Source organism: Terrabacter sp. Soil810, assembly GCF_001429645.1.
GTDB lineage: Bacteria > Actinomycetota > Actinomycetes > Actinomycetales > Dermatophilaceae > Terrabacter.
Window position 1 is genome coordinate 211027 of record NZ_LMSW01000001.1, and the last position, 14407, is coordinate 225433.

Genomic DNA, 14407 nt, shown 5'->3' on the forward strand with positions numbered 1-14407 from the left:
AAGGCGTTAAGCGTCTTCGGTCTGGCGTGGCGAACGTCCTCCTGATGCGCTTGTCGGGCTTGGTGTCCCATCGCATCGAAGGAGGACGTTCATGTCTCACGGTAGTGGTGTTTCGCGCGGGGATCGGAACCGGAACGCGAGGTTGTCGCGGCTGCGTCAGGCGGTCCCGATCACGAACGCGATCATCGGCATCGACCTTGCCGACCGCAAACAGATGCTCGTGGTGACCGACCACGACTCGAAGGTGCTCGCTCGGCGGACGTTCCGGTGTAAGGCGTGGGACCTCGGCGCGGGATGCAGCGCCTTGCGCACTGCCCACTTCCAGTCCTCCCAGCGGGCCGGGTCCGACTGTAGGTACTGGTGGAAGAGCACCAAGCCGTCGTCCGGACTGGACTCCATGCCGACGTAAAGGTCGGTCATGAAGAAGCAGCCCGAAACGCCTCATCGAGTGTCAGGGTCTCGGGCACATTCGAGTCGTCCATCACCGTGCGATGTTCTCACTGTCGCTCCCGAGGGGCCGGCAGCAGTTGTGAAGGTCCATCTGACCGGTTGGCTGACTCCTCGCCCACCGCGGAGTCCGAGTCGGTGACGCACCTGCAAAACCTGTCGGGAGCGTTCGACGCCGTCGGGCCTATCGTCAGGCTTGAGTGCCACTCCGGGTGGCGCGCACCAGCATGAGACGAGTCATTTCGATACGACCGCTCGGCGGCAGTTCAGTGCGTCGGCGGCGCTGTCGTGGGTTCGGAGACCTCAAGAACGAGGCCGGCGAGGCCGAGAGCGACGAGTAGCACCGATGGCGGCAGCAGAGGAGAGCGCCAGGGGTCGCCATAGCTTTGCACCGCGACAATCACCCCTGAGGCCAAGGCCGCTCCGGCTACCAGTTCGACGATGCTGAGGATCAGCGAGGGGCCGTGACGATCCCTTCGTCCACGCCGTAGGACCGTCGCTGCCGTGTACGTGAAGACTCCCGCGGCGAGCGCGAGCAACAGCGCCAGTGGGAGAAACACTCCGCCCAGTTCGGCGCCGGAGTCTGCACCCGCGACGATCATCACGCCGGCGAAGACCAACGCCGCCCCACCCACCAGCAGGTGGCCGACGCCGATGATGCCTCGTGCGGCGCGTGGGGACCGCTGGGCGGTTGCCATGACTCATGGAAGCACAGGGGTACGACGGCGACCATGAGCACGCGTACTTGCCGTCCGTGCGAAACGAGACGGCTACTGGCTTCCCAACGACGATGCGTCGGCACAACGGGTCGCGGACAGCGGCACGAGTGGACGTTCACCGCAGCACGTCGGCAGGTTGCACGATCGGAAACACATTGCGCTTTTGGTTCAACGCGCACCATACCCGCAAGTAGTGCGAACCGGACTTAGTGGTTCCGCTGCGCAATCGCACCATGGCGAGTATGCCGGAACGAGGGCCATCGCCGATTTGGCCCCAAAAACCACCCTCAGGAGGTGGACTCATGATCCGATCACGCGGCATGGCCCTCGCGGCGGCTATGGTGGCCGGCTTGACCCTTCCGGCGCTCGCGCTGGCGGCCCCGGCTTCCGCGGCCCCCGCCGGGAACGGCCCGTGGCACACCTGGTACGACGAACCGTTCACCGACACGATCCAGGACTTCTGTGACGTCCCTGGCCTGACGGTCGCGTACACGTTCGGGGGCGCCACCTACCAGGAACGGGATTTCCGCACCCTCGGCCCTGACGGCTTCCCCTACGGCACCTACTGGTACACCGCCGACGAGCTCTACACCAACGTCGCCACCGGGGAGACAGTCACCGATGCCCTCACAGCCGTAAGCCAGGACGTCCGCCTCATTGACAACGGAGACGGCACCTTCACCCGCTACGTCTCCAACAAGGGCCACCACGTCCTGTCCTCCGACGACGGCGTCGTGCTTGCCCGCGGAGACGGCATATTCAGCTACAACGTGGTCTACAACTACGCGGGCACCCCCTCCGACCCGTCCGACGACTTCAAGGTAGGACGGCCCTTCAACTTCAAGGACAAGGGCCTCAACATCGACTACTGCGCCGTCATCGTCGGCGCGATCGGCTGATCAGGAGGGTCACTAGGCGCGTCGGCCAGCCCACATCGGATCGCCCGATGCGCGGCGGGCACGGCGTGAAACTGATCAAGTGTCCGCTCGGGACTGAGGGGCCGATGGGAGCGACGCGAACCCAACAGGTTGTTGGGGCCCACCGGCACGACCTCGACGTCCTCAATTCGGCTACTTAGAGACTGGTTGCAGGATCGACGTCCGGCCAGACTCGGTCCAGGTGCTCGACGGGACGCTCTCTCAATGCGGCTGCCCACCGGTGTCATTGGTGTGGCTCTCTCATGGCATGCGCTCTCGTCGGGCACCGCGCGAGGAGAGGCTCGAAAGGGGTTTGTTCCGCTCGAAGTAGCAATGCCCTCCCCGCTTTCACATCACTGAGTGAAGGAGGAGGTGCAGGGCGATGGGCGTGATCATCGGGATGGACCCGCACAAGCGCTCGGCCACGATCGAGGTCATCGACCAGACCGGTTGAGTTCTTGAGGTGCGGCGGTTCGACACGGACAAGGCCGGCTACGCGGCGATGCTCGCTGCCGGCCGCCGGCACGGTGTGGTCGGTGAGCGGGTGTGGGCCGTCGAGGGTTGCAACGGCATCGGCCGACACATCGCGCACCGGCTGGTTCACGACGGGGAGCGTGTGGTCGACGTGCCGCCGAAGCTGTCGGCGCAGGTACGGATCTTCGCCACCGGCAACGGGCGCAAGACCGGCCCGGTCGACGCGCACTCCGTCGCGTTGGCGGCGCTGTACGCCCCGGCCGAGCCCGGGCTGCGACCCGTGGTCGTCGAGGATGGGTTTCGAATCCCTGCGCGTGCACTCGGTGTTGAGACAGAGAACGGCAGGTCGCAGCCCCGGGTCGCCCCAGGCGACCGGGGCCGCCTGCACCCGGGTGGCCGCCGCGCATCACGCCCCGCGTCGGCCCGGATGACCTCGGCCGTCGTCCGTGGCTCGTGCGTGGGCTGAGGTGTACGTGGCGGGGTTGGGGAAGCGATGCCGACGAGCTGGTTGGTGCCGCCGTTGACGAGATCGAGGTCGCCGCTGGAGTGGCACTGGTCCTGAGACTCTGGCACGCAGATCCCTGGCAGTCCTCGTCCAAACGACGTAGTCGCCGGCGCGAGACATCCGATTTGCGAGGTCATGTCTCTCGATGCGGCTTCGCGGCCAATCGCGCCGTTACGAGGGACTTGTGCTGTGAAATCTTGCGGCGAATCCCGTGTTCTTACTGAAAACCATGCGCCGACTCGTAGCGAACATACGATGGCGACGCCGGTACAGGTCTAGTCGCCCGGGGGGCGCGACGGTGACTGTGGGGCAACAACTTCGGTGACCACGACCCGTGTTCCCGAGGCGATCCACCATGAACTCCTTGGGTAGGGGAGGGGCAAGAAATGTGCGACAACATCAAAATGGGGGGCGTCGGCACGAGCCTGGAGGTTCCAGAACCTGACACCGTTCGTGTCCTTCTTCACGACCTCAGGGGGCCGCTGTCCGCGATCCTCCTGCTGTCCGAATCCTCGAGGGGTGACGTCGAGGAAAAGCTCGAGCGGATCACTGAGCAGGCGTCGTGGCTCCTCGCTCTGGTGGAGTCCAGCCTCGAGCAGACCACCGCCGACGACGTCACCATCGTCGATGCGCTCGAGGTCGCCGAGTTCGTCGCCGGCCTGGCACGCGTGGCGGTGACGACCTCGATCGCGGTGGAGTCGTCGACTGACGTCTGGGCCCTGGCTCGTCCGATCGCACTTTCCCGTGCCCTCGGGTGCGTCGTGGACAACGCGGTGCGCGCCGCCGGTCCCGATGGTCATGTCACGATCAGCGTGCGCGACGTCGCCGGTGCGGTGCACCTGACGGTCGTCGACGACGGGCCAGGCCTGGGGCGGGTGACCGGACGAACCTCCATCGGGCTCGTGGCGACCCGCGCCATGGTGGCCTCGTGCAAGGGCAGCTTCCGGCTGGCGAACGGCCCAGACGGTGGCGCCACCGCGGACATCTCTCTGCCCAGCGGCAGAGGCGTCTCGGCCGCGTCCTGAGCTGGTGGAGTCATGAAGCTGGTGGTCTGCGATGACCACGCGCTGATCCTCGATGCCCTCGCGACGGCGCTGGGCGACCTGGGCTACGAGGTGACGACGGCGTGTCGGCCCGAAGAGGCGGTCGAGGCGGCCCGAGCGGTCCAACCCGACGTGTGCCTGCTCGACGCGAACTTTCCCGAGGGCTCGGGCCTCGACGTCATCCCCAGCATCCGGGAGGCCTCGAGCGGCACCAAGGTGGTGATCTTCTCGGGCGACTTCTCCGACGACCTGGTGAGACGAGCCATCGCCCTGGGGGCCTCCGGTTACGTGCGCAAGGACCGCGGGCTGCCGCAGCTGGTCGAGGCGATCGACCTGGCCATCAGCGGACACATGGCCATCGAGCCGAGTGCGCTGCAGAGGGCGCTTCGCTCGGGCGATCCGAGCGAGCACCCGACGTGGGTGCTGTCCTTCCTCACCGACCGGGAGTGGCAGGTCCTCAAATGCGTCAGTGACGGCCTGAGCACCGAGGAGATCGCGATCCAGCTCAACGTCCGTCGCAGCACCGCACGCACCCACGTCCAGAACGTGCTCACCAAGCTGGGGGTGCACTCGCGACTCCAGGCGGCCGCGCTCGTCTCTGCGAACTCGCTGGCCTTCAGCTGGCCGAGGCACGTTCGATAGAGGGCGTCATCCGTTTGACGTACGGTGCGGTCCCTCCGGCGTCGGGTCCGCCGTCGGGAGTCCGGCGGCAGGCTCGGGGACATGAAACAGGCAACCCGCGTCGTCATGGTGGACGGCCGCCAAGGCTTTCTCGACGCCGTTGCGCTCGTGCTCGCCCATGAGGATGCCATCGACCTCGTCGGGACGGCACGGACCGTCCGGGACGCGCTCGCCCGGCGCCTCGTTCGCGGCTGCGACGTCATCGCGGTCGGCCTCGGCGACGGCGTTCGGGTCGAGGACCTGGCCGCTGTTCGTGATGAGGCACCGGATCTCCGCATCCTGGTCATGGCCGGTCCGGGGGACGACGCGCGGTTCGCCGACGCGCTGGAGCTCGGTGTCCGCGGGTGGGTCTCTCGCAGCGACGGCGTCAACGAGCTGATCGCCGCGCTGGTCGACCTGGGCGAGGGAGAGGCCCACCTGCCGGCCGAACCGCTTCACATCCTCTTCGCGGCCATCGTCGCCCGCAGGCCACAGCTTGCCGAACGTGCCACTCGGTCACTGACCCACCGGGAGTCGGAGGTGCTCGCCTGTCTGGCATCGGGGATGAGCCGCCAGGACATCGGTGTCGCGCTCGAGCTGTCGGACAACACCGTGCGGACCTACGTGCGGCGGATCCTCAGGAAGATGCACGTCCATTCGGCGCCGGCCGCGGTCGCCCTCGCGCGGAGCGGCGGTGAGGGCGGTGCCTGAGCTCGCGACACGCGCCCCCGCCCGGCGGCGGATGGACGACGCGCGGCCGATTGCCGTGCCTTTCACCCGGACCCGGATCTGCCCCGAGGTGAGCCAGGGGGTGCTCGACGTGCTCGCATCCGGCTGGGTGACGTCGGGCCAGCACGTCGTCGAGTTCGAACGGGAGTTCGCGGCATACCTCGGGGTCGACCATGCCGTCGCCGTGAGCTCGTGCACCGCCGCCATCGAGCTGTCCCTGCGCGCTCTCGACCTGCCACCCGGCTCCAAGGTGCTCACGTCGACGATGACCTTCTGCGGGGCGGCGTCAGCGATCAGCCATGCCGGGCACGTGGCCGTGCTCGCCGACGTCGACGAGCTGACCGCGATGCCGAGCCCCGAGACAGTCGCCGCGTCCGTCGCCGAGTGCGGCGGCGTCGACGCCCTCCTCGTCGTGCACCTCGGAGGCCTGCCCACGGACGTCAGGGAGCTCGCGGCAGCGGCCGGCGTCGACCTGGACCACGTCATCGAGGACGCCGCCCACGCGCTCGGGACCCGTTCGGGTTCGGCCGTGGTCGGCACGATCTCGCGCGCGACCTGCTTCAGCTTCTACGCGACGAAGAACCTGCCGATCGGCGAGGGGGGCATGGTGACCACGAACGACGCGCAGCTGGCCGCGCGCCTCCGCGAAACCCGCCTGCACGGCATGTCGGCCGACGCATGGCGTCGCTATCTGCCGGGTGGCGGCTGGAGGTACGACGTCGCCGTCGACGGCCTGAAGGCCAACATGACCGATGTCCAGGCGGTGATCGGCCGGGCCCAGCTGCGGCACTTCGACGAGTACCAGGCCCGACGAGCGGAGGTGGCTGACCGCTACGACGGCGCGTTGGCCGCCATCGCCGGGATCCGGCGCCCGCCTCGGCCCACGACAGGACGTCATGCCTGGCACCTGTATGCCGTCCGGGTCCTGCCCGAGTACGGCGTGCCGCGAGACGAGCTGATCGATCTGCTGCGCGCCCGCGGGATCGCCACCTCCGTGCACTTCATCCCGGTCCATCGACTGAGCTGGTTCCGCCGGAGCTGCGTCCTGTCCGCGGGTGGGCACCCCGGTGCCGACGCGGTCTTCGACCGCACCCTCTCGCTGCCGATGGATCCCGTCATCAGTGATGCCGAGGTGGACATGGTCTGCGCGGCGCTGGCCGAGCTGGGAGGAACACAGTGAGCACGTCACTGCAGTACGAGTGGACACCGGCCGATCTGGGCTTCATCCCCACGATGCAGAAGGGGCTGAGAACCCTGATCGTGGGCGCTGGGGAGGCGGGCCGTGCCCTGGCGCGCGATCTCGAGAACGTCCCGGACCTGGGTCTGGCCCCCATCGGCTTCCTCGACGACGACACGCACAAGCGGGTGGTGCGACGGCTTCCCGTCCTGGGGATGCTCTCCGACCTGCTCGCCGTGGTGACGGTGCAGCGTGTCGACGTCGTGCTCCTCGCCATACCGGGGCTCTCCTCGGCCCAGGTCCGCACCTTGGCGACGACGGCGTCGCGCGTCGGCGCGAGCGTGCGCCACCTGCCGTCGTTCGTCACCATGATGCAGCGCGACGTGGTGGGCACCGACCTGCGCTCGCTCGAGATCGGAGCCCTCATCGGTCGACCGGAGATGCACGTCGTGTCTCCCGAGGTCCAGGCGACGATCCGCGGCGCGCGGGTCCTGGTCACCGGGGCGGGTGGCTCGATCGGGAGCGAGCTCTGTCGTCAGGTGAACGGCTTCGGACCCGAGCGACTCGTCATGCTCGACCACGACGAGTCGAACCTCCACCGTCTCCAGCTCGAGCTCACCGGCGAGGGGTTGCTCGACTCCGACGACCTGGTCGTGGCCGACATCCGCGACGCGCAGCGCATGGACCAGATCATCGGGGACATGCGGCCGGACGTGATCTTCCATGCGGCGGCCCTCAAGCACCTGCCGATGCTCGAACGGCACCCGTGTGAGGGCGTCAAGTCCAACGTGCGCGGCACGCTCAACGTCGTCACGGCCGCGGTCGTCCACGAGGTCGGGCGGTTCATCCTCATCTCGACCGACAAGGCGGCCGACCCGACGTCGGTTCTCGGTGCCACGAAGCAGCTCGCGGAGCTCGTGACGAAGCATGCTGCCGCGTCATGCGCGACCACCACGGTGGCTGCTGTCCGCTTCGGCAACGTGCTGGGCAGCCGCGGGTCCCTGCTGCCGGTGCTCGCGGAGCAGCTGCGCAACGACGAGCCGTTCACGGTGACCCACCCCAACGTCACGCGCTTCTTCATGACGATCGAGGAGGCGGTCGGCCTCGTCCTGGAGGCCGCCCATCTGGCGCGCGGCGGGGAGACCTTCGTCCTCGACATGGGCAAGCCGGTTCGCATCGTCGACCTCGTCGCGAACTACGCCCGCCAGCTCGGCCTCAGCGACGTCGACATCCGGTTCACCGGACTGCGCCCCGGCGAGAAGCTCCACGAGAGTCTGTTCGCCGGCCACGAGGCCCGTGAGGCGACGACCCACCCGCGCATCTACAGCACGTCGTCCGCAGCGCCGGGCCCCCGTTTCCTGTCGGGTCTCGAGGACCTCTTCGAGGCGTCGTCGCGCAACGCGGTCGATGAGGTCACGTCGATCATGGCCGCGCTGCTAGGCAACTACGTCCGCTCCAGCCCCGCCGACAGCACATCCTGTTCGGCGCTCTACCCCGACGACTTCTGAGTCGGTCGGCCGCCTTCAAACGAACCTCCAGACGAAGCGAGGAACAGCGTGCAACTCACGGTCATCGCAGCAGGTCGCCGCGGCACCAGGCAGCAGCCGGGCCGGTCAGCGCCCTCGTCACCCCCGGCATACCCGTCACCCCCGGCAGCGAGGGCCACGGTGCTCGACGGCCCCGGGCTGCGAGCCGACGAGGCGGTGCTGCACTCGCTCGAGCTCGGCGCCGCCGGGCTCGACCTGGCCGCGCCTCCCGTGGTGTTGCCGGACTTCCACCACAAACGCAACATGGAGATGCCGTCGAGCATCGCGGTGGCCACTCGCGGGACGATCCGTCCGACGTTCACCAGCTCCTCGGTGAACTGCGGCATGGCGCTCATCGCACTCGGGACCGACCGACCGGACGACCGAGCGATCCACGAGTTCTACCGGGCGGTCAAGGAGAAGTATCCCTACCCCACCCGCGGAGCCCGCGAGCTGACGTCCGGGGAGGTGGTCGCCGCCGCTGTCGACGGCGCCGGCTTCGCTGCCGACCGATGGGGGGTCGACGCGAAGGAGCTCGAGCGGATGGAGGAGGGCGGCCGGGTCGACCTCGAGCAGTGGGGAGGGGCGGAGCGGCTCCGTCGGGAGATCCCAGCGCTGGCCTGGCACCTGGCGCGCTTGCGGTTCGGGACCGTCGGCCCCACCAATCACTTCGTCGAGCTCCAGCAGGTGGAGGAGATCCTCGACCCTCACCTCGCCGAGCTGCTCGGTGTCCGCCAGGGACAGGTCACGCTCCAGTACCACGCGGGGGGAGGCGTGCTCACGGGTGAGATCGGCCACCTCTTCCAGCGACGTCGGGACACCGCTCGCGTCATGCGTGCCGTCATGTCGGTCCAGAAGCCACTGTTCCACCTCGCGACGGCGCGATCGGCGGCTCAGCTGCGAGAGCGGATGCGGCTCTACTTCGCCAAGGGATGCGCCCCCGTCGACCTCGCCAGTGACGAGGGGCAGCGCCTCATGCTCGCGAATGCCGCGGCGATGAACTACGGCTACGCGTTCCGCCTGGCGACGTACGCCGCCCTGCGAGGTCTCGCAGCCCGGGTCTTCGGAGGCGACATCGGCAGCCTCGTCGTCGACTCGCCCCACAACTCGATCTACGAGGAGCAGGTCGCCGGGCGACCTGCGGTCGTGCACCGTCACAACTCGTGCAGGGCCTTCCCAGCGAGCCGTATGCCGGAGGGGACGGTCTTCGGCACGACCGGACAGGCGGTTCTTCTGCCCGGCACCAACCGGACGTCGTCGTATCTCGCCGTCGCCGGGGACCGCAGCGCGGACAGCCTCCACTCCGCGTGCCACGGCGCGGGGACGGTCATCGACCAGTTCGAGAAGGACGGGCGTTCGCTGCTCGATCCATCGGGCCGGAACACGCTGCGCTTCAGCTACTCGGACGCGGCGCCGACCACGGTCGCGCACCTGGACGACAACGGCGTGAACGCGGCGATGTCGGTGCTCACCCAGCACCGCATCGTGCGTCCCGTCGCTCGGATGCGGCCGTTCGCCGTCCTGAACTGACCCCCACCACACCACCGGATCCGGTCCACCAGGACCAGACCAGACCAACCAGCCGCCAGACCAACGAGTCGAACAGACCACACGCCGACGTGAGGAGCCGACGATGCACGCACGAGGGCTGACCGGAACACTTGCCGCCTTCACGCTCGCCCTGACCGGGCAGCTCGTCGTCGCCGGTCCCGCGTCGGCGGCAACCTCGTGGTGGGTCGACAACACGACGTCCAGCTGCGCAGACACCGGGCCCGGCACGGCCGCCACTCCCTTCTGCACCATCGGCGCCGCAGCCGGCCATGCGCTGACGGCAGGCGACACCGTCACGGTCAACCCCGGGGCGTACCCCGAACAGGTCACGGTCGGCGCCTCTGGGGTCGGCGGAGCGCCGATCCGGTTCGTGGCCTCGGGCCCCGGTGTGAACGTCGTCGGGACACGTGACCTCTCGGCGGCCACGTGGTCGAGCCAGGCGGGCGGCATCTGGAGCACCGCCTACGCCCCACCGAGCTCGCCGAAACAGGTCGTCGTCGACGGGGCGCGACTCGCGACGGGAACGAGCGCGACGGCGCTGCCGAGCGGGTCCTTCTACTACGACGCGACCGCCAAGGTGCTCTACGTCAACACGGGTGGCCAGTCGCCGACGGGCCACGCGGTCCTCGCCGGCGCCCAGACCTACGGGTTCAACGTCGTGGGTCGCAGCAACGTCAGCATCGAGGGCTTCGACACGACCGGCCAGAACCTCGCCGGTCTGCGCGTCAGCGGCAGCAGCACCGTATCGCTGACGAACGTCTCGAGCACGTCCAGCGGCAGCTACGGCATCCTCGTCGAGTCCTCGAGCTCGGGCATCACCGTGGCGGCATCGACGGTCACGGCATCGGTCTCCGTGGGCATCAGGCTGAGCGCCACGACGGGCTCCACGGTCTCGGGGAGCTCGGTCTCCGGCGCGGGGAACCACGGGATCTCGCTCCAGGGCTCGTCGGGCAACGTCATCGAGCACAACGAGTCGGCACACAACCGCGTCACGTCGGGAAGCGCCACGGCGGCCGGCATCGACGTCAACGCGACGTCGACCGACAACGTGGTCAGGGCGAACGTCGTGCACGACAACCAGGACAGCGGCATCCAGATCTACAACGGGTCGGCCCGCGCCCTCGTCGTCCGCAACATCAGCTACGGCAACGGGAACCACGGTCTGGACACGCTGGGGTCGACGGGCGTCCGCTACGTGTCCAACACCGCCTACGGCAACCACGACGACGGCATCTCCGTGGAGGGGCAGAGCACCGGTGCCATGTTGCGCGACAACATCTCCGTCGACAACGGCCTCACCACCGCAAGCTCCGACCTCTACGTCGAGCAGACGTCGATGACCGGGTTCTCTGCCGACAGCGACCTCATCTGGAACAGTGCGTGGACCCCGTCGGTCCGCATCGGCCTCACCCGCTACCAGACGGTCGAGAGCTTCGCCGCAGCCACCGGGCAGGAGCAGGCCGGACTCGGACGCGACCCGCAGTTCGTCGCCGCAAGCACCCACGACTTCCGGTTGGCGGCGCAGTCGGCGGCCATCGACGCCGCCGACACGGGCGCGAGCGGCTTCGAGCCGCTCGACCGTGCGGGCACGGCCCCGACCGACGACCCGACCGTCGTCGACCGTGGGACGGGTACGCCGGCCTACGCCGACCGAGGCGCCCTCGAACGGATGCCGCAGGCGGGGGACTCGGGCACGAACCCTCCGCACGCCGTGCTCGTGCTGTCGGCGGCCAGCGGCCAGGTGCCTCCCGCCCTCAACGTGACCGCCGACGCTCGCGGCTCGAGCGACGTCGACCTCGAGGGCATCAGCACGTACACGTTCGACTTCGGGGACGGGACCGTGGCCGGTCCCCAGACCTCCGCCGTCGCGCAACACGGCTACGTCACGAGCGGCACCCACGTCGTGACCGTCACCGTCAGGGACACCGGTGGATCGTCGGCCACGGCCGAAGACCCCGTCGTGCTCACCGACCGGCCCCTCGTGACCTACCACGTCGACCGAGGCGCGGCGTCCTGCTCGGACTCCGCTGACGGCACGAGCACCCCGTTCTGCACGATCAGCCGAGCGGCGTCGGTCGCCCTGGCCGGTGACACGGTCGTCGTGGAAGCGGGGGACTATCCGGAGCAGGTGACCCCCGCCCACACCGGGATGCGGACCGCTCCGCTGACGTTCCGCGCGAACGGTGGAGTGCGGGTCATCGGGACGACAGACCTGTCCGCCGCGTCCCTGTGGACGGCGACGGGGACCAATGCCTGGCGCACACCCGTGTCATCGGCCTCGGCGGTGACCCAGGTCCTGCGCGACGGCAGTCGGCTCGCGGTCGCCACCGGCGCCACCAGCACGACCTCCGGCACGTTCTTCTACGACGCCGCCGCCGGGCTGCTCTACGTCGACGTGGGCGGCGCCAGCCCGGGATCGTCGGGAACGACCGCGGCATCAACACGAACCTACGGATTCAAGCTCTGGAGTGCGGACTCCGTCGTCGTCGACGGGTTCACGACCGTGGGGCAGAACGGCGTCGGGATCAGCATCCAGGACTCGTCGGACGTCGTCGTCTCGTCGGTCCTCGCGCAACAGGCCTCGAGCTACGGCATCTCCTCGGACCGCTCGGTCCGGACCCGCGTGTCCGGGGCGACCAGCACCGGCAACGGCTCCATCGGCATCCGCATCGCCACGAGCGCGGACGCGGTCGTGTCGTCGAACTCGGTCTACGCCAACGGATTCCACGGAATCAGTGTGCAGTCGAGCACGGGTGCAACCGTCTCCGGCAACACCGCGCACGACAACGTCCACCCGACGCAACGACTGGCCAACGGCATCGACGTGAGCGCGGGCTCCACGGGAGCCGTCGTCGAGCGCAACACCTCGTACTCCAACCAGGACTCGGGGATCGAGGTCTACACCGGCTCCGACAACGCGACCGTGCGCCGCAACATCGTCCGCGACAACGGCGACCACGGCCTCGACTGCCTGGGCTCGGTGGGCGACCGCGTGATCGGCAACACGGCCGTGGGCAACGCGACCGCGGGGATCAACCTCGAGGGTGGCTGCTCCGGTGCCGTCGTGGCGGACAACATCAGCGTCGACAACGCCATCGGCAGCACCCGGACGATCGGGGACATCCGGCTCGACGAGAAGTCGAGCCCCGGATCGACCGTCGACCGCAACCTCGTCCACATGAGCAACGGCGGCCCGCTCTACGAGTGGTTCTCCGTGGCCTACCCGACCGTCGCCGGGTTCCGTTCGGCGAGCGGTCAGGGCGCGAACGACACCGCGGCCGCAGCCGGATTCGTCGACCAACCCGGACGCGACCTCGCGCTGACGCCGCAGTCGCCCGCGATCGACAGCGCCGACCTCGGCGTGGCAGGTGCCGTCTCCGACGACCACGACGGGGTCTCGCCCGTCGACGTCCTCGGAGTCCCGGACACCGGCGCCGGCACACCGCCCTACGGTGACCGTGGAGCGCTCGAGTACCACGGCGGGGCGGCAGGTGCGAGGGGCCCGACGGCAGCAGTCACGGCGACGCCGCCGAGCGGAACCGTTCCCTTGTCCGTCACGCTCTCGGCCGCGGGTTCGTCGGCCGGTGACAACGCCATCAGCACCTACATGTTCGCGTGTGGGAACGGGACATCGGTCGGTCCGCAGACCCTCGCCACGGCGACGTGCACCTACCCGCTCGCGGGGACCTACACGGCGTCGGTGCGGGTCGTCGACACGGCCGGTCTGGCCTCGACCGCACCCGTCGCGATCGTCGCGTCGGCGCCGGCCCTTCCCCCAGCGGCAGCGCTGACCGCCACGCCCACCTCCGGAGCCGTGCCGCTGCCCGTGGCGCTCGACGCGTCCTCGTCGACCGACCCGCAGGGCAGCGCCCTCTCGTTCGTCTTCGACTGTGGCAACGGGGCGCCCAAGGTGGGTCCGCAGTCATCGCCGTCGGCGAGCTGCACGTATGCCGTAGCAGGCACGTTCACCGCATCCGTGACCGTGACCAACGCGCTCGGTCGGACGTCGCAGGCAACGAGGACCGTGACGGTGGCGGTGAACCAGCCGCCTACCGCGAAGCTGGCGCTGACGTCGCCGCCGGGGTCCCTCGCGCCCACCACCGCGCGGTTCGACGCCTCGGCCTCGTCCGACCCCGAGGGTCGCCCGCTCACCTTCACGTTCACGTGCGGCAACGGCACGAAGGTCGGACCCCAGGCGTCCGCCGCCGCCACGTGCAGCTATCCGGCCGGGGGCACTTTCAAGGCCCGGGTGACCGTGACCGACGACGCGGGCAACCAGGCGAACAGCCCGTTCACGACACTCGTCATCGCCTCCAACCAGCCGCCCGTGGCCGTGCTCACCGTGACCGTCGCGGGGAAGGTCGCCACGCTCAACGCGTCTGGTTCCAGCGATCCCGAGCACGGTGCGCTCACCTACACCTACCGGTGCGGGAACGGGGCTCCCGACATCGGCCCGACCACCTCGTCATCAGCACAGTGCACCTACTCGACGTCGGGCACGTACACCCTCCGCCTGACGGTGACGGACGCCGGCGGCCTGTCCGCGTCGACGACGACGAAGCTCCGGATCTAGCAACCACCCAGCTCGGCGCCGCGACCGAGGACAGCAGCACGACGGCGCCGTGGAACGCGGCCGGGACGACGCTCCAGCACCCCCTC

Annotated in this window: 10 protein-coding genes; 9 read left to right on the plus strand and 1 reads right to left on the minus strand. The window is 69.1% G+C overall.

Annotation, left to right across the window (positions count from 1 at the left end; genetic code table 11):
* Positions 1 to 713: 713 nt before the first annotated feature.
* Positions 714 to 1145, minus strand: a complete 432-nt coding sequence (locus tag ASG96_RS00935) for a hypothetical protein (protein ID WP_056756089.1) — start codon at positions 1143 to 1145, stop codon at positions 714 to 716.
* Between the two features lie 323 nt (positions 1146 to 1468).
* Here ASG96_RS00935 and ASG96_RS00940 point away from each other — a divergent pair, with 323 nt between their 5' ends.
* From ASG96_RS00940 to ASG96_RS00980, 9 genes are all read left to right on the plus strand, one after another.
* Positions 1469 to 2065, plus strand: a complete 597-nt coding sequence (locus ASG96_RS00940) for a hypothetical protein (protein ID WP_157610581.1) — start codon at positions 1469 to 1471, stop codon at positions 2063 to 2065.
* 481 nt (positions 2066 to 2546) lie between these two features.
* Complete coding sequence (locus tag ASG96_RS24585) at positions 2547 to 3023, plus strand: hypothetical protein (protein WP_056756096.1); 477 nt, start codon at positions 2547 to 2549, stop codon at positions 3021 to 3023.
* 425 nt (positions 3024 to 3448) lie between these two features.
* The gene (locus tag ASG96_RS00950) at positions 3449 to 4087 is read left to right on the plus strand and encodes a sensor histidine kinase KdpD (RefSeq protein ID WP_157610582.1); all 639 of its coding nucleotides are present in this window, start codon (positions 3449 to 3451) and stop codon (positions 4085 to 4087) included.
* Between the two features lie 12 nt (positions 4088 to 4099).
* Positions 4100 to 4747: a response regulator transcription factor gene (locus tag ASG96_RS00955; protein WP_056756100.1), complete on the plus strand. Its 648-nt coding sequence runs from the start codon at positions 4100 to 4102 to the stop codon at positions 4745 to 4747.
* A 105-nt stretch (positions 4748 to 4852) separates the two neighbouring features.
* Positions 4853 to 5476: a response regulator transcription factor gene (locus ASG96_RS00960; protein WP_057586004.1), complete on the plus strand. Its 624-nt coding sequence runs from the start codon at positions 4853 to 4855 to the stop codon at positions 5474 to 5476.
* Positions 5477 to 5531: 55 nt separating this feature from the next.
* The gene (locus ASG96_RS00965) at positions 5532 to 6674 is read left to right on the plus strand and encodes a DegT/DnrJ/EryC1/StrS aminotransferase family protein (protein ID WP_235509013.1); all 1143 of its coding nucleotides are present in this window, start codon (positions 5532 to 5534) and stop codon (positions 6672 to 6674) included.
* Positions 6671 to 8179, plus strand: a complete 1509-nt coding sequence (locus ASG96_RS00970) for a nucleoside-diphosphate sugar epimerase/dehydratase (protein WP_235509014.1) — start codon at positions 6671 to 6673, stop codon at positions 8177 to 8179. Before ASG96_RS00965 ends, ASG96_RS00970 begins: the two co-directional genes overlap by 4 nt.
* A 48-nt stretch (positions 8180 to 8227) precedes the next feature.
* Positions 8228 to 9727 (plus strand): RtcB family protein, encoded by a 1500-nt coding sequence (locus ASG96_RS00975; protein ID WP_235506582.1) that lies wholly within the window; start codon positions 8228 to 8230, stop codon positions 9725 to 9727.
* 103 nt (positions 9728 to 9830) lie between these two features.
* On the plus strand, positions 9831 to 14321 hold the full coding sequence (locus tag ASG96_RS00980; RefSeq protein ID WP_057586006.1) for a right-handed parallel beta-helix repeat-containing protein: 4491 nt from the start codon (positions 9831 to 9833) through the stop codon (positions 14319 to 14321).
* Positions 14322 to 14407: the final 86 nt, after the last annotated feature.

Bases quoted from the DNA above. Each gene is read 5' to 3' on its own strand.
- ASG96_RS00955 (WP_056756100.1), top strand. From the start codon at position 4,100: ATGAAGCTGGTGGTCTGCGATGACCACGCGCTGATCCTCGATGCCCTC.
- ASG96_RS00980 (WP_057586006.1), top strand. From the start codon at position 9,831: ATGCACGCACGAGGGCTGACCGGAACACTTGCCGCCTTCACGCTCGCC.
- ASG96_RS00935 (WP_056756089.1), bottom strand. From the start codon at position 1,145: ATGGCAACCGCCCAGCGGTCCCCACGCGCCGCACGAGGCATCATCGGC.
- ASG96_RS00950 (WP_157610582.1), top strand. From the start codon at position 3,449: ATGTGCGACAACATCAAAATGGGGGGCGTCGGCACGAGCCTGGAGGTT.
- ASG96_RS00960 (WP_057586004.1), top strand. From the start codon at position 4,853: ATGGTGGACGGCCGCCAAGGCTTTCTCGACGCCGTTGCGCTCGTGCTC.
- ASG96_RS00940 (WP_157610581.1), top strand. From the start codon at position 1,469: ATGATCCGATCACGCGGCATGGCCCTCGCGGCGGCTATGGTGGCCGGC.